This window comes from Sphingomonas sp. DMC6 (assembly GCF_056314225.1).
Map to the genome: position 1 here is coordinate 40,383 of NZ_JBQUYT010000001.1, position 18,795 is coordinate 59,177.

An 18,795-nucleotide genomic window follows, 5' to 3' on the forward strand; every position below is an offset into this window, starting at 1 on the left:
CCTCCTTCCGCTTCGACATAGCAGCCGGTCCTTTGCCCGACGTGCTACGCGCGATCTCGCGCCAGACCGGAATCCAGATCGTCACCACGCAAGGGGCCAGGTTGCGCGTCGCCCGGCCGATCCGCGGCCGGATGTCGGTGGAAGCCGCAGTCGCACTTGCCATAGCGGGCCTGCCACTGATCGTGCGGGCCGCAAGCGGCGGCTATGTCGTGTTGGCGGGACCAGCGACGCGGGCTGCCGTACCAGCGCCATCGCGCGCCATATCCCCTGAAACGGCCGAGCCGCAGCTTATCGTTGTCACCGGCTATCGGGAAGCCGTGCGTCAATCGATTGCGCTCAAGCGCCGCGGCGCCGGGGTACGCGAGGCGACGCGCGCCGAGGATATTGCCGATTTTCCCGACCGCAACGTTGCCGATGCGCTGCAGCGCCTGCCGGGCGTCGCGATCAGCCGTGACAATGGCGAGGGGCGCCAGGTCTCGCTGCGCGGGCTGGGGCCGCTTTTCACGCGCACCACGCTGAACGGCATCGATGCGCTCGCTACCACGGCGTCCGGCCTCGACAATCGCGGATCGGTCAGCCGCGAGCGCCGCTTCGACTATTCGGTGTTCGAGGCCAGCCTGTTGTCGCAGACCGTGGTGGAGAAAAGCTGGGCGGCCGATACGGACGCGGGCGGCATCGGCGGCACGGTCGCCTTGCAGACGGTACGGCCGTTCGACAGACCGGGCAACGAGACGCTGGTGTCGCTGCGCGCGCGCGCCGGCGGCAACGGTATGGCGCTCACGCCGCAAGCCACCGCGGAAGTGTCGCGGCGGGGCGATCATTGGGGCGTGCTGGCGGCACTATCGTACAGCAGCAACGCTGTTGCCGAATATGGCTATCGCAATTGGGACTGGGCGCCGATTACCTTCGGTGCGGCCAATCTCGGGCCGGCCATTCCAGCCGACCAGCGCGCGCGGCTGACCGGCACCGCCGGCGCTCCGGTCTACGGTCCCCGTGCTGCGACCTATTCGAGCTGGCTCAACCGGCTGGAACGCCTCAACCTGGTCGGTGCCGTCCAGTATCGGGGCGACGACGGCTTTGCCGCGGCGCTGGACTGGGTCCATGCGGCGCTGGCGGACCACCGGCACGAATATTCGCTGGCGGCGGCGGGCGCGAACGGCCTGAGCGGCGACGTCGTCGGTACCCAGCGGCTGTTATCGGCAACGATTGTCGGTAACACGCTGGCAGCCGCCCGCTATTCGGGCGTCGACCTGCGCACCGAGGCGAAGCGGAGCGAGGACCGGACGCAGTTCGATCAGGCGACCTTGTCGCTGCGCAAGCCGCTGGACGCGGCGACGGTGGTGGAATTGCTCGCGGGGTATAACCACTCGGCGTTCCGAGGGCCGGTGTTCGACAAGGTGTTTCTCCAGTCGAAAAATCGGGACTTTGCGACCGTTTCCACCGGCGCGGCGCCGCGCAACTGGTACGGCTTCGATCCCGGCGATCCGGGGGCATGGGGGCTGATGCGGGCCGATCCGCGCGAGGACGCGATCGACAACAGCAATGCCCAGGCACGGCTGACACTCGAGCGGACGCTTGCGCCCGGGCTCAGCTTGCGGACCGGCGGCAGTTGGCGCCGGTTCGTGAACGGCGGCTATCAGCGGCGAACGCGCGTCGATTATCCCGATGGCGGGCCGGCGGTCACGACGTTGTTCAGCGGGCCGACGCTGGCACCCTATATCGTCGCCGATGTCGATGCGACCTATGCCGCCACGGGCCAGCGTCGCGATCTGAATGCCGGCGACAATGTCCCCGGCACCGATTACCGCCTGCGCGAGGAGAATGGCGGGGCCTTCGCGCTGCTCGACTGGGACGGAGAGGTGGGCACAATGCCGCTGCGGGTGCGCGCCGGGCTGCGTTATGAGGGCGTGCTGACGCGGTCGACCGGCACCGCCAGCAGCGATGCACTGGCAGCGCCCATTTCGCGCCGAAGCATCAGCCGCGCCTGGCTGCCTTCGCTGGAGGTGCGGCTGGGACTTCGCCGCGACCTGTTGTTGCGGCTGGCAGCCAGCGAGAACGTCAATCGGCCCGATGTCGCCGATCTGGCGGCCGCAGCGGTGGTTTCGGTGTCGCCCTTTGGCGGTACCATCACGACCGGCAATCCGGACCTGAAGCCGTTCCGCGCCCAGTCGCTCGACTTCGCGCTGGAACAGTATGGTGGTGGCGGGCTGATCGCGCTCGGGCTGTTCTACAAACATATGGATTCGTTCATCACTTCGGTGACGACGGTGCAGCGCTATGCCGATACGGGCTATCCGCTCGCCTTTCTGTTCCCGGGGCAAAGTGCCGGTACGCTGTTCAACGTCATCCGGCCGTTCAACGGCGGCGGCGCGTCGATAGTGGGGGCGGAACTGACCGTGCAGCGCGAACTGCGGTTTCTGCCGGCGCCGCTCCACCGGCTGGGTGTGCAACTGAACGGCACCTATGCCGATGGCCGATCCGACGTTGTCTATGGCGCCGTGCCGGTGCGGCTTACGCTGATCGACCTGTCGCGCTGGCAGGGCAACGCCACGCTTTACTACACCGGGCGCGGCTGGGACGTCCGCGCCTCGCTCGCCTATCGCGACCGCTATCGCACCGCGATCGGCAATAGCGGCAATATCGGCGAGTGGATCGCACCCAGCGCCACACTGGATGCCGCCGCGCACATCGCGCTCGGGCGTCGCGCAAAGCTGGTGCTGGAGGGGCAGAATCTGACCAACGCGCCGGTGATGCAATATACCGATCGCGACGCGCGCCGGCTGCTCGCCTATACCCATAGCGGACGGGTGGTGAGTGCGGGGATTCGCTATGCCTTTTGACTGCGAAGCGGGAAGGGGCGCCGCCGATTGTCCCCATTCCCGCCTGGGCGCACTCTTCCCTAAGGTGACGCTGTTGCCGGAAAGATGCGACTAATGGGGGCGGCAGAAACGCTCGCCGAACATCGGTCGCGCCTGACGGCCTATGTCCGCAGGCGGCTCCGTGATCCGGAGCAGGCGGACGACATCGTGCAGGAGACGTTTGTGCGCGTGGTGGAACAGGAGCGGCGGCAGCAGATCGAGCAGCCGCTCGCCTATGCCTTTCGAGTGGCGGATTCGATCGTCTACGCCGGCGCCCGCAAGGGAGCGCGGCCGACCGAGCCGCTCGATCCCGAACTCGCCTGCACGCTGCCGCTGCCGGAGGAAGTGCTGGACTATCGCCGCCGCCTGTCGCGGTTCGAGGCACGGCTGGCGTCGCTGCCGCCTCTGCGCCGCGCGGTGTTCGTCCAGCGCCATCTCGACGGCAAATCGCGCGCCGAAATTGCCGATGACCTGGGGTTGAGCCTGGAAGCAGTTAAAAAACATCTGGTACGCGCGATGGTCGACCTTTCGGATTACGTCGCCCTGAACGAAGACGTGGCCGGAGAGGATGTCGGACATGGTTGAAGAAGAGGTGCTGGAAACGGCCGCCGACTGGGCGGATCGGCTGCCGGAGCTGGACGCGGCCGAACGCCGCGCGCTGATCGGCTGGCTCAATCAGTGCGAAGCGCATGTTCAGGCGTTTTCGCGCATGTGCACCGTGTTGCAGGACACGGCCTTGCTGGAGGTGCTGGAGGCTGAAAGGCGCGTGTCGATGGCGCCCGCGCCCTTGCCGGAACCAGTGGAGCCGCGATCGGCGCGCCAGCGTCGGCTCCGGCCGGTGCTTCGCCGTGTCCGCGGAGTGCGTGTCGCGGCGGTGGCGGCGGGGCTGGCTGCGGCAGTTGCCGTGCCGGTGCTGCTGCGGGAAGCGACGCCGCCATCGGCTCCGGTTGCTGCTGCCTCGCGCTTTGCCAGTGCATTGGGCAAGCGTGAAGTGATCCGCCTTTCGGATGGGTCGACCATGACGCTCGACGCGGCTTCGGCCGTGCAGGTCGCTTTCGCTGCCGGTGCTCGCCCGGTTACGCTGGAGAAAGGCGCGGCGCGGTTCGAAGTTGCGCACGATGCCAGCCGCCCCTTTTCGGTGGCGACTTCGCGCGCAAGCTTCACTGCGCTTGGTACCAATTTCAGTGTCGATACGCTTGCCGATGCCGTGGAACTACACGTCTATCGCGGGCGGGTACGGGTCGATCAGGCGGAGCGCGCGCCGCTGGTCGTAACGGGCGGCGAATGGCTTCGCATTGGGTCCACCCCGGCGCGGATCGCGCACTTCGACGCGAAGAGCGACGACAGCTGGAGCGACTATTGGCTGAACGCCGATCAGATGCGGCTCGACGCCGCGCTGGAGCGGATCGGCCGGTACAGTGCCGTCCCGATCCGCCTCGCCGATCCCGCGCGGGGCGCCAGCCGCTTCAGCGGCCGTTTCCGGCTGGATACGCCCGAACAAAGCGCCGCGCTGATCGGCGCGCTGTTCGGGCTGGAGGCGCAGCGCCAGGACGGGGCCATTCTGTTGCGGCCTGCCCGGTCGCGGTAACGGCCGGGCAGCCCTGCGCTGCTCAGTCTTCGCTTTCCATCAGCAATACCGACTTGATGACGGCGCCGGTCTCGGAGTCGTGCACCGCCTGCTCGATCTCTGCGAACGGGTAGGTCTTGACCAGCATTTCCATCGGCAGGCGCCCGGCCCGATAGTGCGCGATGAGTTCGGGCACGAAGCGCTGCGGATCGATGCCCCCCTCGACCACGCCGACGATGCGCCGACCCATGCTCATGATGGCCGAGGCATCGATGGCGAGCTTCGGATCGGAGGGATAGGCGCCGACCAGTGCCAGCGTGCCGCGCCCGGCGAGCAGGTCGATGGCGGGCGCAAGCAAGGCGGGAACGCCGGTTGTGTCGACGATATAATCGAACGGCCCTGCCAGCGCATCGAGGCTGGTTGTAGATTCGGTGGCCCCCAGCGCTTCGCCCAGTGCCAGCCGATGCTGATGCCGGTCGAGAAGGGCGATGCGGCCTGCGCCCGCAATGACGGCCGCCATCACCGCGGCGAGACCTACGGCGCCCGCCCCGAAGATCGCGATCGCCTGACCCGGCTGGACCTTCAGCGTTTCCAGCACCGTGCCTGCGCCCGTCTGGATGCCGCAACCGAGCGGTGCAAGCAGGTGCAGCGGCAGGTCTGCATCCACCTTCACCACGTTGCGCTGGTGCGCCAGGGCATGCGTGGCGAAGGCCGACTGGCCGAAGATGTTGCTGCCGACCCGCGCCTCGCCGCGCCACAGGCCGCCCTGATCGGGGCCCAACGCACCGAGGAAATTGCGCGGGAAGAATTCCGGGCAATAGCCGGGCTGGTGATCGTGGCAGGCGGGGCAGGTGCCGCAGCTGTCGAAGCTGAGCAGCACCCGGTCGCCGGGGGCGAGGCCGGCAACTGCCGGCCCCACCGCTTCGACCACGCCGGCGCCTTCATGCCCGAATACAGCAGGGAAGGGCACCGGCAGCGCGCCGTCGCGCATCACCATATCGGTGTGGCACACGCCGCATGCCACGATCCGCACCAGCACCTGGTCGCCTCCCGGTGAATCGATCCGCAACCGTTCGATCCGGAAGGGGCCGCCCGCTTGTTCGGTGACGGCTGCTGCGATTTCCATGAAACGGCTCCTCAGAATTTGAAGCCGAACCGCGCATACCATTCGCGCGGGCGGTTATAGGTGCCGAAGAACGCGCCGACCGAGACGTTGGAATTGCCCGAGGTCAGGTAGCGATTGTCGGTAAGGTTGGTGCCGCCCACCGTGAGCGTCCAGCGGCCGTTCGGCTCCTCATAGCTGACGCTGGCATTCACCTGGTCGGAGGCAGGGCGGTACAGCAGATAGGTGCGGGCAGTGTCGTTCCAGACGCCGCTGGCATGGCTCCAGTCCGCCAGCAGAATCACCGATCCGCCATTGGCCAGCCGCGTTTCGTAGCGGGGGCTTAGGCTGGTCTTCCAGTTGGGCGTCTTGGGGAGCGGCGCGCCGACCACCGCGCCGGCCTGGAACGGGCCGGGCCCGCTCACCGCCGCCGCCGTCGCCGATACCCGCGTGTAATAGGCGTCGATATAGCCGAGCGAGGCATTGATCGTCAGCCCGCGCACCGGGGCTGCGACGGCCTCCACTTCGAACCCGCGAATGCGGGCGTCACCGGCATTGGCGATGGTCGGCGAGGTGCCGATCTGGATGTTGAGCTGGATGTCCTTGTAATCGGTGGTGAAGGCGGCTGCGTTGAGCTGCAGCTTGCGGTCGAGCAGGGTCGACTTGACGCCGGCTTCCCAGGTGGTTGCCTTTTCCTCGTTGAAATCTGGGGCCACGGCGCCCTGCGGGTTGGTCAGGCGGGTCGTCCAGCCGCCGGTCTTGTAGCCCTTCGACCAGCTTGCATAGAGCATCACATTGTCCTGCGGATGCAATTGCAGGCCCAGCTTCGGCGAGAAATTGCTGAAGCTCTTGTGGTTCACGCCGGGCACATAGACCCGCACCGGATTGTTGGGATCTGGATAGCCGAGCCCGGTCTGGCACGTCACGGGCGCGAGCGGGAAGGGGCCGTTCGGGGTGATGTTGCCATTGGCATCGGTGCAGCCGAACAGCTTGTAGTTGAAGCCGTTCAGTTCCTGCTGGCCGCCCTCGAACTGCTTCTTCTCATTGGTGTAGCGGCCGCCGACGGTGATGCCGACCAGGTCGATCGGGCGATAATCGATCTGTCCGAACGCCGCGAAATTCTCGGTCTCCAGCCGGTTCGGCCCGTCCACCTGCACCAGTCCTTCGGCGAAGGTGACATAGTCGTGCAGATTGCCGGCTTCCTTGAAATAATAGCCGCCAAGGACGTAGTTCAGCTTGTTGTCCAGCGCCTTGCCGAGCAGCTGCACTTCCTGGCTGAACTGCCACTGGCGCATGGTGAAGCTGAGCTGCAGGAAATTCAGCGGGGAACCGTCGGCATCGAGCCCGGCCGCCCATTTCAGCTCGCGATAGGCCGTGATCGACTTCAGCGAAATCGACTTGCCCAGATCATAGTCGAGGACGCCGGAAAAGCCCCAGTTCTTCAGGTCCGAAAAGCTGTTGCCGGTGGCGTAGCTCTTGTCCGGATCGGCGATCAGGTAGCGGCCGTCCCAGGGAAGGCGATCATTGTTGGGATTGTTGTCGACATTGACCCCGGCATAGCTGGGCAGGCGCCAGCGCGGGTTGAACTGGGTGCCCGACACGCCGCACAGCGCCTGGGCATTGCGCGCGGCGATCTGTTGCGGCGTCGCACCGATGCAGAAATTGTATAGTCCGGCGAACAGGAAACCGGTGGTGCCGGTGGGATCGAACGCCGTGCCGGGCAGGTCCGCCGTGCCGGCGAAATTGCCGGGCACCGTCTCTGCCGTGCCAAGCAGCTTGTTGGCGCTGGTGCCCTTGTCGCGGCTATAGTCGCCCGACAGCGTCAGGGTGAGCGGTCCGCCGTGGTTCCATTTCAACTTGCCGCGCAGATTCCAGTTGTCGTTGCCGCCTTCGCGATTGCTGTTACCATAGCTTGCTGCGTCGAACGCGGTGTAGGACGGCGAGTTATTGGCCCGGGGATCGGGATAAGGGATGCGCTGCAGGAAGCCGTCGCGCGTCTTGACGCCGAAGCTGAGGATAGAACCCAGCCCGTCGGCAATGGGAATATCGACCGCGCCGCGGGCCTGGAGCAGATTATAGCTGCCCGTCGTCACATCGCCCTGCACCCGGAACTCCTTGCCCGGATCGCGCGTGACGATCGAGATGGCGCCGCCGATCGTGTTCCGGCCGAACAGCGTGCCTTGCGGGCCCTTGAGCACTTCGACGCGCGAAACGTCCATCAGATCCTGATTGGCGCCCACAGTGCGGGCCAGATAGACGCCGTCGAGATAGAGGCCGACGCCCGGGTCGATGTTGAACGCGAAGTCATCCGATCCGATGCCGCGGATATAGGCCGAAAGCACTGCGGGGGAGCCCGAAAAGGGCGTGCCGGCATCGAGATTGACGTTGGGTGCGATGGCCGAAAGCTGGGCGACGCTGCCCACCGCGCGTTCCTGCAGCGTGTTGGCGCTGAAGGCCGAAATGGCGATCGGCACGTCCTGGACATTTTCCGCGCGCTTCTGCGCGGTGACGACGATTTCGGCGATGCCGCTGTCCGACTGGGCTGCTGGTGCCGGTGCGGCGGGCTGCTCGGTTGACTGGGCAAATGCGGACCCGGCCCATGCCGTGGACGCAAGCAAGGCCGTTGCGAAACGAATGCGCATATCCTCTCCCCTTGTGAACTGCACCTTTTGGCGCTTGACGGAGAGGCTAGCGGCGTATCGGCCGATCGTCTTGGACCAGCGCGAACTGCGATCAGGACGGATGCGAACCCGCGCAGCCCTTCATTCAGGCGGCAGCAGCAACGTGCGATAGGTCTGCACCGCCTCCGCCAGCCACTCGCGTCCGGCGCGGACGCGGGCGAGCTGGTGCGAATCCTTATGCGTAACCTGCCAGAAGGAGCGCAGGATGCGGCGCTCGGGCAGCACAGGCACCAGCGCCGGATCTGCCCTGCCGATAAAGGACGGAAGCACGCCGATCGCTGCCCCGGTGCTGACCATCCGATACTGTGCATTGATGCTCGAGGAGCGCAGGTGCGGCGTCAGCCCCTCGCAGAATTCGTCGAGATAATGGAGCTCGGGCGCATAGATCAGGTCGGGAATATAGCCGACAAAGCGATGCCCCTCGCGCAGGTCGGCCGGCATGCGGGGAGTGCCGAATGTTTCGAGATAGGCGGTCGTCGCGAACAGCTGCAGCGCATAGTCCGACAGTTTCTGCGCGATCACCGGCCCCGCGCGCGGGCGGGACAGCATGACGGCAATGTCCGCCTCGCGCTTCGAAGGGGAAAGAAAGCCGCTGTTCGCGACAAGGTCGAGCGTCAGGCGCGGATGGAGCGCGCTGAAGGCGGCGGCCTGCCCGGCGAGCAGGCGACTGCCGAATCCTTCCGGCGCGCTGATCCGCAAAGTGCCCGATATGCCGGGAAAGCGATCGCCGCGATGGGCCTCGATCTCGTTTGCCGCGAGCGCGATCGTCTCAGCGAGCGCCAGCAGGGCCTCGCCCGCCTCGGTGAGTATCTGGCCTTCGCGCGTTTGCTCGAACAGCGTCGCGCCCAGCGTCGCCTCCAGCCGGCGCAGGCGGCGCGCGATCGTGGTGGCGTTTACACCCATCGCCTTGCCGGCGCGTCCCATCTGGCCGGTGCGGGCCAACGCCAGGAAGGTTTGCAGATCGCGCCAGTCCATTGCCTGCATTTTTGCAGATGTTCCCTGCATTATTCGTCATTGCGAGCGAAAATGCATATTCCTACAATCGGGCAAAGCAAGGCGGGTTTTTGGAGAGGATTGCCATGCGTATCGTCGATCACGTCATCGTCGGCGGCACTGCCGGACTGGCCGCAAGCCGCAAGGCGCCTGTGTTCGATCCCAATACCGGCGCTGTGCAGGCCGAGGTGGTGCTGGGTGGACAGGACGTGCTCGACCGTGCCGTCGCGGCGGCGCAGGCTGCGCAGCCGGGCTGGGCGGCGACCAACCCGCAGCGCCGCGCGCGGGTGATGTTCGCCTTCAAGGCGCTGGTCGAAGCGAACATGGATGCGCTGGCGCACATGCTCTCGATCGAACACGGCAAGGTGCAGGCGGACGCGAAGGGCGACATCCAGCGCGGCCTGGAAGTGGTCGAATTCTGCTGCGGCATCCCGCACGCGCTGAAGGGCGAATATACGCAAGGGGCGGGGCCCGGCATCGACGTCTATTCGATGCGCCAGCCGATCGGCATCGGCGCGGGCATCACGCCGTTCAACTTCCCGGCGATGATCCCGCTGTGGATGGGCGCGGTGGCGATGGCGACGGGCAATGCCTTCATCCTGAAGCCCAGCGAGCGTGACCCGTCGCTGCCCAACCGACTGGCCGAACTGTGGCTGGAGGCCGGGCTGCCCGAGGGGATTTTCCAGGTCGTCCACGGCGACAAGGAAATGGTCGACGCGATTCTCGACCATCCCGCGATCGGCGCGGTGAGCTTCGTCGGCTCGTCGGACATCGCCCATTATGTCTACCAGCGTGGTGTTGCGGCGGGGAAGCGCGTTCAGGCAATGGGCGGCGCCAAGAACCACGGCATCGTCATGCCCGACGCGGACCTCGACCAGGTGGTCAACGACCTGTCGGGCGCGGCGTTCGGCTCGGCGGGCGAGCGCTGCATGGCGCTGCCGGTGGTGGTGCCGGTGGGCGACGAGACGGCAGAGCGGCTGAAGGCCAAGCTGATCCCCGCGATCGAGGCGCTGAAGGTCGGCACCTCGACCGATCCCCAGGCCCATTACGGCCCGGTGGTGACGGCACAGCACAAGGCGAATATCGAACGCTGGATCCAGACCTGCGTCGACGAGGGGGCCGAGCTGGTCGTCGACGGGCGCGGCTTCACGCTTCAAGGGCATGAGAACGGCTTCTTCGTCGGCCCGACGCTGTTCGACCATGTGACGCCGGACATGGAAAGCTATCGCAACGAGATTTTCGGACCGGTGCTGCAGATGGTGCGGGCGAAGGATTTCGAGGAAGCGCTGACGCTGCCGAGCAGGCACCAATATGGCAATGGCGTCGCGATCTTCACCCGCAACGGCCATGCCGCGCGCGAATTTGCGGCGCGCGTGAATGTCGGCATGGTGGGCATCAACGTGCCGATCCCGGTGCCCGTCGCCTATCACACCTTCGGCGGCTGGAAGCGTTCGGCATTCGGCGATACCAACCAGCACGGCATGGAAGGCGTGAAGTTCTGGACCAAGGTGAAGACCGTCACCGCCCGCTGGCCCGATGGTGCTGGCGATGGCAGCAATGCCTTCGTCATCCCGACGATGGGGTGAGGGGAGTGCTCCACGTCATCCTCCCCATTCCGGGGAGGATATTGTCAGATCCAACACGGCTGAACCCATGACCCACCAGTTCGACCTCACCGACGACCAGCGCCAGATCCAGGAGATGGCGCAGAAGTTCACCGCCGATGCGATCACCCCGCACGCGGCCGAATGGGACGAGAAGCACCTCTTCCCGCGCGAGACGATCAAGGCGGCGGCCGAACTGGGTTTCGCGGCGATCTATGTGTCCGAGAAATCGGGCGGTATCGGCCTCGGCCGGCTGGAATCGGCGCTGATCTTCGAGGCGATGGCCTATGGCTGCCCGTCGACCAGCGCGTTCATCTCGATCCACAACATGGCCGCCTGGATGATCGACCGGTTCGGCGCGCATGCGGTGAAGGACAAATATCTCCCCAGCCTCGTCACCATGGACCGGCTGGCCAGCTACTGCCTCACCGAACCGGGCTCGGGCTCGGACGCGGCGGCGCTCAAGACCCGCGCGGTGCGGGACGGCGACCATTACATCGTCACCGGCTCGAAGCAGTTCATCTCGGGCGGCGGCGAGAACGACCTTTACGTCACCATGGTCCGCACCGGCGAGGACGGGCCCAAGGGCATTTCCTGCCTCGCGATTGAGAAGGACATGCCCGGCGTCAGCTTCGGCGCACAGGAGCGCAAGCTGGGTTGGCACAGCCAGCCGACGGCACAGGTGATCCTCGATCAGGTCCGCGTGCCGGTGGAAAACCTGATCGGTGCCGAAGGCGAAGGCTTCCGCATCGCGATGATGGGCCTGGACGGCGGCCGGCTCAACATCGGCGCCTGCTCGCTGGGCGGTGCGCAGCGCTGCCTCGACGAGGCGATCCGCTACACGCAGGAGCGCAAGCAGTTCGGCAAGGCGATCGCCGATTTCCAGAACACCCAGTTCATGCTCGCCGACATGGCGACCGAGCTGGAGGCCGCCCGGGCGCTGCTCTATCTCGCTGCCGCCAAGGTGACGGCGGGCACGCCGGACAAGACCCGCTTCGCCGCAATGGCCAAAAGGCTGGCCACCGACACCGGTTCGTCGGTGGTCGATCGCGCGCTGCAGCTGCATGGCGGATACGGCTATCTGATGGACTATCCGATCGAACGTTTCTGGCGCGACCTGCGGGTGCATTCGATCCTGGAGGGTACCAATCAGGTAATGCGGATGATCGTCGGCCGCGATCTGGTGCGCGAATGAGCGACATGATGCAAATCCTCACCCAAGCCGACGGCGCCGCCGGGCGTATCCGCCTCAACCGCCCGAAGGCGCTGCACGCGCTCAACACCGCAATGTGCCAGGCGATGCTCGATGCGCTCGATGCGTGGGAGCATGATCCGGCGATCCGCATCGTCCTGCTCGACCATGCCGAAGGCCGCGGTTTCTGCGCCGGTGGCGACATCCGGCTGATCGCGGAGAGCGGTGCGGGCGACGGCGCGGCAGCCGCGCACTTCTTCCACACCGAATATGGCCTCAACCACCGGCTGTTCACTTATCCGAAGCCGATCGTTGCCTTTGCCGACGGTATCGTGATGGGCGGCGGTGTGGGGATTTCGCAGCCCGCCCGCTTTCGCATCGCCACCGAGAATACAAGGTTCGCCATGCCCGAAACCAGCATCGGCCTTTTCCCGGATGTGGGTGGCGGCTGGTATCTGTCGCGTCTGCCGGGCCATATGGGTGAGTATCTGGCGTTGACCGGCCACCGGCTTGACGGTGCCGAATGTCTCGCGCTGGGGCTGGCGACGCACTTTCTGCCGGCAGAGGCGCTGGAGACGGTCAAGGCCTCCATCCTCGCCGATCCCGAACAGGTGGAGTCGATTCTGGCCGGTCTCTCCGTGCAGGCGCCTGCGGCAAAGATCCTCGATCACCAGCCGGTGATTGACCGGCTGTTCGCCGGCGAGACGGTAGAGGCGATCTTTGCCGCGCTGGAGGCTGATGGCAGCGAATGGGCCACCGCCACCCTTGCCACGCTGCGCACGAAATCGCCCCAGGCCTGCAAGGTGTCGCTGCGTATCGTTCGCGAGGGGCGTGCCATGCCCGATTTCGCGGCCGAGATGACGCAGGAATATGCCGTCGCCACCCGCGTCTGCCGTCTGCCCGATTTCGCCGAGGGGGTCCGTGCGGTGATCCTCGACAAGGATAATAGCCCTCGCTGGGATCCGGCGACGCCGGACGCGGTTACGGCCGAGCAGATCGACGCGATTTTCGCGCCGCTGCCCGCGCAGGAAAAATGGAAGCCGCTGTAAGCGGTCGGGTTACTGGAAGGATGGCCGTATGAGGATCGCGTTCGTCGGACTGGGCAATATGGGCAGCGGCATGGCCGCGAACCTGGCCAAGGCCGGGCACGACGTCCACGCCTTCGATCTGTCCGCAGAAGCGCTGGATCGCGCCCGCGCCAATGGCTGCGCGGTGCATGGATCGGTGCGCGAAGCGGTTGTGGATGCCGAGGCAGTGGTCTCGATGCTGCCCAATGGTGCGGTCGTCGAGCGGGTCTATACCGAAGAGGTGATCGGCCATGCGCCGGCCCATGCGCTGCTGCTCGACTGTTCGACGATCGACGTCGCGACCGCGCGGCGCGTGGCGGAGGCGGCGCAGGTGGCGGGGCATGCGATGGTGGATGCGCCCGTTTCCGGAGGGATCGCCGCCGCCAATGGCGGTACGCTCACCTTCATGGTCGGCGGCTCCGCCCAGGCCTTTGACCGCGCCGAACCGATCCTGTCGGCGATGGGCAAGGCAGTAATCCATGCCGGCGCCAGCGGTGCAGGGCAGGCGGCGAAGATCTGCAACAACATGATCCTCGGCGCGACGATGGTGGCGACATGTGAGGCATTCGCGCTGGCCGAAAAGCTGGGGCTGGACCTGCAGACCTTTTTCGACATTTCCAGCAAGGCGTCGGGCCAGTCCTGGTCGATGACCAGCTATTGCCCGGTGCCTGGCGTCGGCCCGCAATCCCCGGCCGACAATGGCTATCAGGGCGGGTTCGCGGCAGCGCTGATGCTCAAGGATCTGACGCTGGCGACCGACGCCGCCGCCGATGTCGGCGCGCAGGTGCCGATGGGCACCCGCGCCCGCGAACTCTACGAAGCCTTCGCAGCGGCCGGGCAGGGGGGGCTGGACTTTTCGGCGATCATCCGGTCGCTGTAGAGGGGCGCATACGACCCAAGGTTGAAACGAGCAGTTCCCTTCCCTGAAAGGGAGGGGGTGGGGGTGGGGCCGCCGCCATCAGGCGGCGGCGCTTGCTGTCAGAAAGGCGAGAGTCTCTGGGGCGCGCAGACGCGCGCACCCACCCCCAACCCCTCCCTTGCAGGGAGGGAGCGAAGAAGTGTGGCGTTTTCCTCTATTTCACGCCTGCGCCTGCCAGCCGCCGCCCAGCGCGCGGAACAGGTCGACCTGGGTTTCGGCAATCGCCGCATCTGCCGCTGCCAGCGAAGCCTGGGCATCGGCGAAGGTGCGTTCGGCATCGAGCAGGTCGAGCGAGTTGATGTCGCCTTCGGTCTGGCGCGCGCGGGCGATGCGCACCGCCGCTTCCGCCTCGTTCAGCGCCGCCTGCAGCGCGGTGCGCCGTTCGAGCGCGCGGGCATAGGCGGACAGCGCCGTCTCGGTTTCCTGCAGCGCGGTCAGCACCGTGCCGTCGAAGGTCGCTAGCGCGACCTGCGTGTCCGCCTGCGCTGCGACGATGCGGGCACGGGCCGGGGCGGGATTGACTGACCAACTGATCAGTCCGCCCAGCAGCCAGCGTAGCGGACCTGCCCCGAAGATGTCGCCGAAATCATTGCCGGTCGAACCGCCCGAACCTCCCAGCGTGATGCGCGGATAGAGATCGGCAGTCGCCACGCCGATCCGCGCGGTGGCGGCGGCAAGCCGGCGTTCGGCGGCGCGAACATCGGGCCGGCGGGCGAGCAAGGTTGCGCCGTTCCCCACTGGAATCGGCCGGTCGAGCCGCAGCGTCGTGCGGCGCTCACGGGCTTCGACCGGCAGCTCGGCGGGGGTTTTGCCGATCAGCGTCGCCAGCCGGAACAGTGCCGCGTCGCGCGCGGCGGCGAGCGCCGGCACATCGGCCTGACGCTGGTTGCGGAGTGCCGCGATGCGGGCGACATCCAGCCGGGTTGCCAGCCCGACATTGCGGCGGCGCTGGGTCAGGTCGATCGACTGGTCGAGCAGCGCGACGATATGTTCCGCCACGGCCAGTCGCTCGGCAGCGGAGACGGCATCGGCATAGGCGCGGGCAGTATCGGCGGCGACGATCACCCGCACGGCATCGGCATCGGCCTGTGCGGCGGCGACATCGCCGCGCGCCGCCTCGACATTGCGGCGGATGCGGCCGAACAGATCGACCTCATAGTTGACGCTCAGCCCGGTATCGACCTGCCAGTCGTCCATTGGGGCGCCGGCCGGCCGCTGGCTTGCCGGCAGGCGACCATAATTGGCACCTGCGCTCGCATCTACCTGGGGCAGACGATCAGCCGTGGCGCCGCGCAGCGTGGCACGGGCGCGCTCGATCCGGGCAACGGCGACGCGGATGTCGGTATTGGCAGTGAGTGCCTGCTCGATGAGCCGGTCGAGCACCGGATCGTTATAGAGCCGCCACCAGTTGCCCTCAACCGGCGCAGTGGTAACGGCCGGGCTGGTGGAGAGGAACGCACCTGCCGCGCTTTGCGGGCGGGCGGGGGCGGTATAGTTCGGGCCGGCGGCGCAGGCGGAAAGCGCCAGCGCCGAGACTGCGGCCGTCATGGATGCAATGCGTTGCATGCGTAATCTCCTGCTCGTTACTCGGCGGGCTGAAGCTGCGGCGAAAGACCGCCCTCGCTCCGCCGTGCGGCAAGCCGCGCGCCCAGTGCGCGGCACACCACGTAGAAGGTCGGCGTGAACAGCAGGCCGAAGCCGGTGACGCCCATCATCCCGAAGAACACCGCCGTGCCCAGCGCCTGGCGCAGCTCCGCACCGGCGCCGCTGGCGATCAGCAGCGGCACGGCACCCAGGATGAAGGCGAAGCTGGTCATCAGGATCGGCCGCAACCGGTCCTGCGCCGCCCGCACGGCGGCGTCGACGGGCGACAGGCCATCGCGGACTTCCGCCTGATGGGCGAACTCGACCACCAGGATCGCATTCTTCGCGGCAAGCGCGATCAGCACGACCAGCCCGATCTGCGTAAGGACATTGTTGTCCATGCCGCGCAGGTTCACGCCCGCCATCGCCGCCAGCAGGCACATCGGCACGATCAGGATGATCGCCAGCGGCAGCGTCAGGCTTTCATATTGCGCCGCCAGCACCAGGAAGACGAACAGCACCGCCATCGCAAACACCAGTCCCGCCGTGCTGCCCGCCATCTTCTGCTGGAAGGCGATGCCGGTCCATTCGGCGTCATATCCGGCCGGCAACTGCGCGGCGAGCTTCTCCATCGCCGCCAGCGACGCACCGGAGCTGTAGCCCGGGGCCGTATCGCCATCGACTTCCACCGCCGGGAACAGATTGTAGCGTGTAACGCGATACGGCCCGGTCTTGTTTTCGAACGTCGCGACCGAGCCGATCGGCACCATCGCGCCGCTGTCCGACCGCGTCTTCAGGTTGGCGATGTCCGCCTCGGTTGCCCGGAACGGCGCATCGGCCTGCGCCGTCACGCGATAGGTGCGGCCCAGCATGTTGAAGTCGTTGACGAAGGTGGAGCCAAGATAGACGTTGAGCGCCTCGAACACCCGCTCCGACGGTACGCCCAGCATCTCCGCCTTGCGCCGGTCGATATCGGCGAAAACGCGCGGGGTGGCGGTGTTGAAGAAGGTGTAGACCTGGGTGAGCCCGGGCGTCTGGTTCGCCTGTCCGATCAGCCCGAAGGCCGTCTTGCCGAGCGCGTCATAGCCATGCTCGCCGCGATCCTCGACCATCAGGCGATAGCCGCCGGCAGACCCGATGCCCTGGATGAGCGGCGGCGGCACCACCAGCAGCATGGCCTCGTTGATGTCGGCGGTGCGCTTGCGGGCCTCGGCCATGATGCTGGCCAGACTGACGCCCAGCTTCTGCCGCTCCTCGAAGCTTTGCAGCGGCACATAGGCTGCGGCGCTGTTGGGGGCGAGCGTCTGCGAAGGACCGTCAAAGCCAGCCAGCATCACCGAGCCTTTGACGCCCGGGATCGGCAGGATTCGCGCCACCACCTTGCGCATCACCGCGTCGGTACGTTCCAGCGAGGAGCCCGGCGGCAACTGGATGACGGTGAGGAAATAGCCCTGATCCTGCGCCGGGATGAAGCCCACCGGCGTCACCCAGAAGGTCGCGACGGTTGCGGCGATCAGCCCGGCATAGGTGAGCATCATCCGCTTCGGCCGGGTCACCAGCTTGCGCGTAAGGCGGGCATAGCCGTTGCTCATCCGCTCGAAGCCGCGGTTGAAGCCATTGGCCGCACGACCCAGCCAGCGGCCGATCGAACCCTTTGCCTCGCCCTCGTGGTGCTGGAGCAGCAGGGCAGCGAGTGCCGGCGACAGCGTCAGCGAGACGAGCAGCGAAATTGCCGTCGCGACCGAGATCGTTACCGCGAACTGCTTGTAGAAGGCGCCCGACAGCCCATTGAGGAACAGGGTCGGCAGGAACACCGCGAATAGCACGAGCACGATCGCGACCAGCGCGCCCGACACTTCGTCCATCGAGGTACGCGCGGCCTGAAGCGGCGTCATGCCATGGGCCAGGTTTCGCTCGACATTTTCCACGACGACGATCGCGTCGTCGACGACGATGCCGATGGCGAGCACCAGCCCGAACAGCGACAGGTTGTTGAGCGAATAGCCCAGCGGCAGCAGCACCGCCATGGTGCCGATCAGCGACACCGGGATCGCCACGACCGGGATGATCGCCGCCCGCCATTTCTGAAGGAACACGATAACGACGAGGACGACGAGAAGCACTGCCTCGCCCAGCGTATGGTACACTGCATCGATCGACTGGGCGATGAAGGCGGTGGGGTTGTAGATCACGCGATATTCCAGGCCCTTGGGGAAGGTCTTGGAGATCGTGTCCATTTCCGCCTTGATCCGTTCGGCGGCGGCGAGCGCATTGGAGCCCGGGCGCTGGAACGCGGCCAGAATGACGGTGGGCTGGTTCGAGAGATAGGTGTTGGACGAGTAATCGGCGGCGCCCAGTTCGACGCGCGCCACGTCGCTCACGCGAACCTGACGGCCCTGCGCATCAGTGCGGATCACGACGCGGCCGAACTCGGCCGGGCTCTTCAGCCGGCCTTGCGTTTCGACATTGAGCTGGAAGGCATTGCCGCTGGGGGCGGAGCCGGGCTGGCCCAGCGTACCCGCCGCGACCTGGATATTCTGCCCACGCAGCGCCTGGACGATGTCACCGGCGGTGAGGTTCAGCGCGGCGGCACGGCCGGGGTCGATCCACACCCGCATCGCATAGTCGCGCGCACCGAACATCCGCACGTCGCCCACGCCTTCCAGACGGGCGAGGCGATCCTTCACCTGCGTCAGGGCGTAGTTGGAAATGTAGCTGCGATCGATCGAGTTGTCCGGCGAGATCAGGTTGACGACCATCAGGAAGTCGGGGCTGGTCTTGCGCGTGACGACGCCGAGGCGCTGCACTTCCTCCGGCAGGCGCGGGATGGCGACTGCCACGCGGTTCTGCACCAGCACCTGCGCGGCATCGAGATTGGTACCGGACTTGAACGTGACGGTGATGGTGACATTGCCGTCGCCGGTCGATTGCGACGACTGGTAGAGCATGTCGTCGACGCCGTTGATTTCCTGTTCGATCGGCGCCGCGACGGTTTCCGCGACGGTCTCCGCCGACGCACCGGGATAGCTGGCCGTCACCGTGACAGTGGGCGGCACAATGTCGGGATATTGCGATATGGGCAGCGCGAAATAGGCGATGCCGCCCAGGATCGTGATGATGATCGCGATCACTGCCGCGAAAATCGGGCGGGTGATGAAAAAGCGCGAGAGGCGCATGGCCTTCTCCTTCTTGCGAGCGGACGCGGCCAGTCGCGCCCGCGTGGGACCA

Annotated in this window: 12 protein-coding genes; 7 read left to right on the forward strand and 5 right to left on the reverse strand. The window is 66.5% G+C overall.

What is annotated here, in order from left to right; translation table 11 throughout:
* The first annotated feature begins 41 nt into the window (after positions 1-41).
* The 3 genes from ACT53M_RS00135 (at position 42) to ACT53M_RS00145 (ending at position 4,446) form a co-directional block, all read left to right on the forward strand.
* The gene (locus ACT53M_RS00135) at positions 42-2,840 is read left to right on the forward strand and encodes a TonB-dependent receptor (protein WP_476231554.1); all 2,799 of its coding nucleotides are present in this window, start codon (positions 42-44) and stop codon (positions 2,838-2,840) included.
* An 84-nt stretch (positions 2,841-2,924) separates the two neighbouring features.
* The gene (locus ACT53M_RS00140; RefSeq protein WP_476230679.1) at positions 2,925-3,443 is read left to right on the forward strand and encodes an RNA polymerase sigma factor; all 519 of its coding nucleotides are present in this window, start codon (positions 2,925-2,927) and stop codon (positions 3,441-3,443) included.
* Positions 3,436-4,446, forward strand: coding sequence for a FecR family protein (locus ACT53M_RS00145; RefSeq protein WP_476230680.1), 1,011 nt, complete (start codon positions 3,436-3,438; stop codon positions 4,444-4,446). The genes ACT53M_RS00140 and ACT53M_RS00145 overlap by 8 nt, the downstream gene beginning before the upstream one ends.
* Positions 4,447-4,468: 22 nt before the next feature.
* Here ACT53M_RS00145 and ACT53M_RS00150 read toward each other — a convergent pair whose 3' ends face one another.
* The 3 genes from ACT53M_RS00150 to ACT53M_RS00160 all read right to left on the reverse strand — a co-directional run bounded on the left by ACT53M_RS00150 (position 4,469) and on the right by ACT53M_RS00160 (position 9,192).
* The gene (locus tag ACT53M_RS00150) at positions 4,469-5,551 is read right to left on the reverse strand and encodes an NAD(P)-dependent alcohol dehydrogenase (protein ID WP_476230682.1); all 1,083 of its coding nucleotides are present in this window, start codon (positions 5,549-5,551) and stop codon (positions 4,469-4,471) included.
* Between the two features lie 11 nt (positions 5,552-5,562).
* Positions 5,563-8,169, reverse strand: coding sequence for a TonB-dependent receptor (locus ACT53M_RS00155; RefSeq protein WP_476230683.1), 2,607 nt, complete (start codon positions 8,167-8,169; stop codon positions 5,563-5,565).
* 120 nt (positions 8,170-8,289) lie between these two features.
* Positions 8,290-9,192, reverse strand: coding sequence for a LysR family transcriptional regulator (locus ACT53M_RS00160; RefSeq protein WP_476230684.1), 903 nt, complete (start codon positions 9,190-9,192; stop codon positions 8,290-8,292).
* Between the two features lie 95 nt (positions 9,193-9,287).
* Between ACT53M_RS00160 and ACT53M_RS00165 the strand changes: the two genes are divergently transcribed.
* The 4 genes from ACT53M_RS00165 to mmsB all read left to right on the forward strand — a co-directional run bounded on the left by ACT53M_RS00165 (position 9,288) and on the right by mmsB (position 13,944).
* Positions 9,288-10,787, forward strand: coding sequence for a CoA-acylating methylmalonate-semialdehyde dehydrogenase (locus tag ACT53M_RS00165; RefSeq protein ID WP_476230686.1), 1,500 nt, complete (start codon positions 9,288-9,290; stop codon positions 10,785-10,787).
* Between the two features lie 67 nt (positions 10,788-10,854).
* Positions 10,855-12,000 carry an acyl-CoA dehydrogenase family protein gene (locus ACT53M_RS00170; protein ID WP_476230688.1) on the forward strand — a complete coding sequence of 382 codons (1,146 nt, stop codon included), beginning with the start codon at positions 10,855-10,857 and terminating at the stop codon, positions 11,998-12,000.
* A 5-nt stretch (positions 12,001-12,005) separates the two neighbouring features.
* Positions 12,006-13,046, forward strand: a complete 1,041-nt coding sequence (locus tag ACT53M_RS00175; RefSeq protein ID WP_476231555.1) for an enoyl-CoA hydratase/isomerase family protein — start codon at positions 12,006-12,008, stop codon at positions 13,044-13,046.
* A 28-nt stretch (positions 13,047-13,074) separates the two neighbouring features.
* Positions 13,075-13,944 carry a 3-hydroxyisobutyrate dehydrogenase gene (gene mmsB, locus ACT53M_RS00180; RefSeq protein WP_476230689.1) on the forward strand — a complete coding sequence of 290 codons (870 nt, stop codon included), beginning with the start codon at positions 13,075-13,077 and terminating at the stop codon, positions 13,942-13,944.
* Between the two features lie 198 nt (positions 13,945-14,142).
* Here the strand turns inward: mmsB and ACT53M_RS00185 are convergent, their stop codons facing one another.
* Positions 14,143-15,549, reverse strand: coding sequence for an efflux transporter outer membrane subunit (locus ACT53M_RS00185; protein WP_476230691.1), 1,407 nt, complete (start codon positions 15,547-15,549; stop codon positions 14,143-14,145).
* A 17-nt stretch (positions 15,550-15,566) separates the two neighbouring features.
* Positions 15,567-18,743, reverse strand: a complete 3,177-nt coding sequence (locus ACT53M_RS00190; protein ID WP_476230693.1) for an efflux RND transporter permease subunit — start codon at positions 18,741-18,743, stop codon at positions 15,567-15,569.
* Between the last annotated feature and the right edge of the window lie 52 nt (positions 18,744-18,795).

Bases quoted from the DNA above. Each gene is read 5' to 3' on its own strand.
- ACT53M_RS00140 (WP_476230679.1), top strand. From the start codon at position 2,925: ATGCGACTAATGGGGGCGGCAGAAACGCTCGCCGAACATCGGTCGCGC.
- ACT53M_RS00145 (WP_476230680.1), top strand. From the start codon at position 3,436: ATGGTTGAAGAAGAGGTGCTGGAAACGGCCGCCGACTGGGCGGATCGG.
- ACT53M_RS00150 (WP_476230682.1), bottom strand. From the start codon at position 5,551: ATGGAAATCGCAGCAGCCGTCACCGAACAAGCGGGCGGCCCCTTCCGG.
- ACT53M_RS00155 (WP_476230683.1), bottom strand. From the start codon at position 8,169: ATGCGCATTCGTTTCGCAACGGCCTTGCTTGCGTCCACGGCATGGGCC.
- ACT53M_RS00160 (WP_476230684.1), bottom strand. From the start codon at position 9,192: ATGCAGGCAATGGACTGGCGCGATCTGCAAACCTTCCTGGCGTTGGCC.
- ACT53M_RS00165 (WP_476230686.1), top strand. From the start codon at position 9,288: ATGCGTATCGTCGATCACGTCATCGTCGGCGGCACTGCCGGACTGGCC.
- ACT53M_RS00170 (WP_476230688.1), top strand. From the start codon at position 10,855: ATGACCCACCAGTTCGACCTCACCGACGACCAGCGCCAGATCCAGGAG.
- ACT53M_RS00175 (WP_476231555.1), top strand. From the start codon at position 12,006: ATGATGCAAATCCTCACCCAAGCCGACGGCGCCGCCGGGCGTATCCGC.
- mmsB (WP_476230689.1), top strand. From the start codon at position 13,075: ATGAGGATCGCGTTCGTCGGACTGGGCAATATGGGCAGCGGCATGGCC.
- ACT53M_RS00185 (WP_476230691.1), bottom strand. From the start codon at position 15,549: ATGCAACGCATTGCATCCATGACGGCCGCAGTCTCGGCGCTGGCGCTT.
- ACT53M_RS00190 (WP_476230693.1), bottom strand. From the start codon at position 18,743: ATGCGCCTCTCGCGCTTTTTCATCACCCGCCCGATTTTCGCGGCAGTG.